The sequence below is a fragment of the Arundinibacter roseus genome (assembly GCF_004348825.1).
Lineage (GTDB): Bacteria > Bacteroidota > Bacteroidia > Cytophagales > Spirosomataceae > Arundinibacter > Arundinibacter roseus.
Genome location: NZ_SMJU01000035.1, coordinates 1 through 1,303, shown reverse-complemented (window position 1 = coordinate 1,303; position 1,303 = coordinate 1). Strand labels below are relative to the sequence as shown.

2 protein-coding genes are annotated in these 1,303 nt (G+C 43.1%); both read right to left on the bottom strand.

Annotated elements, in window-relative coordinates:
- Nucleotides 1-329: Rpn family recombination-promoting nuclease/putative transposase (locus EZE20_RS23845; protein ID WP_165933575.1), on the bottom strand; the 329-nt coding region annotated here is incomplete at its 3' end.
- Nucleotides 330-371: 42 nt separating this feature from the next.
- A partial coding sequence (locus EZE20_RS23840) for an Rpn family recombination-promoting nuclease/putative transposase (RefSeq protein WP_207104713.1) occupies nt 372-1,303 on the bottom strand: 932 nt, incomplete at its 5' end.

Sequence of the window (1,303 nt, the reverse complement as noted above, 5' to 3'; positions counted from 1 at the left end):
TTTTCTTTCCATTGCTTTTGGTAAGCAAGAGCGAGGTATTCCAGAATCTGGAAATTTACCTGCGGATCAATGTAGCTTTTATGTTCAAGCAGCAGACAAATTTGCAGGGGAAAGTCAAGGTTTGTATTAACCCGCCACACCATATCTGCGTAGGAGGCTTTGAGGTTGTTGGACAGGTAGGAAGTATTTTGGTAGGAAAGACTCTCAAAAACAAGGATCTGTGCGACTTCCCCGGGAAGGTATTCCTGCAAAAATGCGATGGCCAGTTCTTTTTGGGAAAGTAAATCCTTTACAAACTTGTCATGAATGTTGGTAATCCGCTGGGGCATGGGAGAAGGAGGGGAATGTGAAACAAACAGGGAGAGTTGAGATTATCCCCTTCCATTTTTCTTCAACACATCCCTGATTTTCTCATCGCTTTCACCAGTAATCATCCGAATAATGTCGAAGCTAATGCCGTTATCAAACGCATTGAGGATTGTCTTTTCAATTCCCTCCGCCAGTCCTTCGGCTTTTCCTTTTTCAATTCCTTCCTGAATGAGTTCATCGTAAATGCTCATGGCTTTTTTGTTTAGATCGGGTGGTAATATTTGCAATTTTTCTTTAAAAGACTCTTTGTCGAGTTGGTCATTTTGCAGTAAGTAAACAAATATAACGTCGATAAAGTTTGAATCCAAGTAGGGGTTCAGGCTGTCTAGGATTTGCTCGATGTTGTGGTTAAGTTCCTTATGGTCAAAGTAGTAGCGCTGGATTGACAGGGCCGTTCTCAGGAGTCCGTGTTTGAGCTGCTGAATATGCTGTCCGTTCATTGCCTGTAAGTTTACGAATTCGGTTAGGTAAGCAGGCAGGTATTTGTGAAGGAAGTGTGGGTACTGTTCAAAATGGCTGATCAGGGGTTTGTAGTCCCAATGCTGCGTTCCGTGGTAATAGAGAATAGGTACAATCAGTTCCAAAGGCTTTTTTTCTTTCCATTGCTTTTGGTAAGCAAGAGCGAGGTATTCCAGAATCTGGAAATTTACCTGCGGATCAATGTAGCTTTTATGTTCAAGCAACAGACAAATTTGCAGGGGAAAGTCGAGGGTTGTATTAACCCGCCACACCATATCTGCGTAGGAGGCTTTGAGGTTGTTGGACAGGTAGGAAGTATTTTGGTAGGAAAGACTCTCAAAAACAAGGATCTGTGCGACTTCCCCGGGAAGGTATTCCTGCAAAAATGCGATGGCCAGTTCTTTTTGGGAAAGTAAATCCTTTACAAACTTGTCATGAATGTTGGTAATCCGCTGGGGCATGGGAGAAGGAGGGG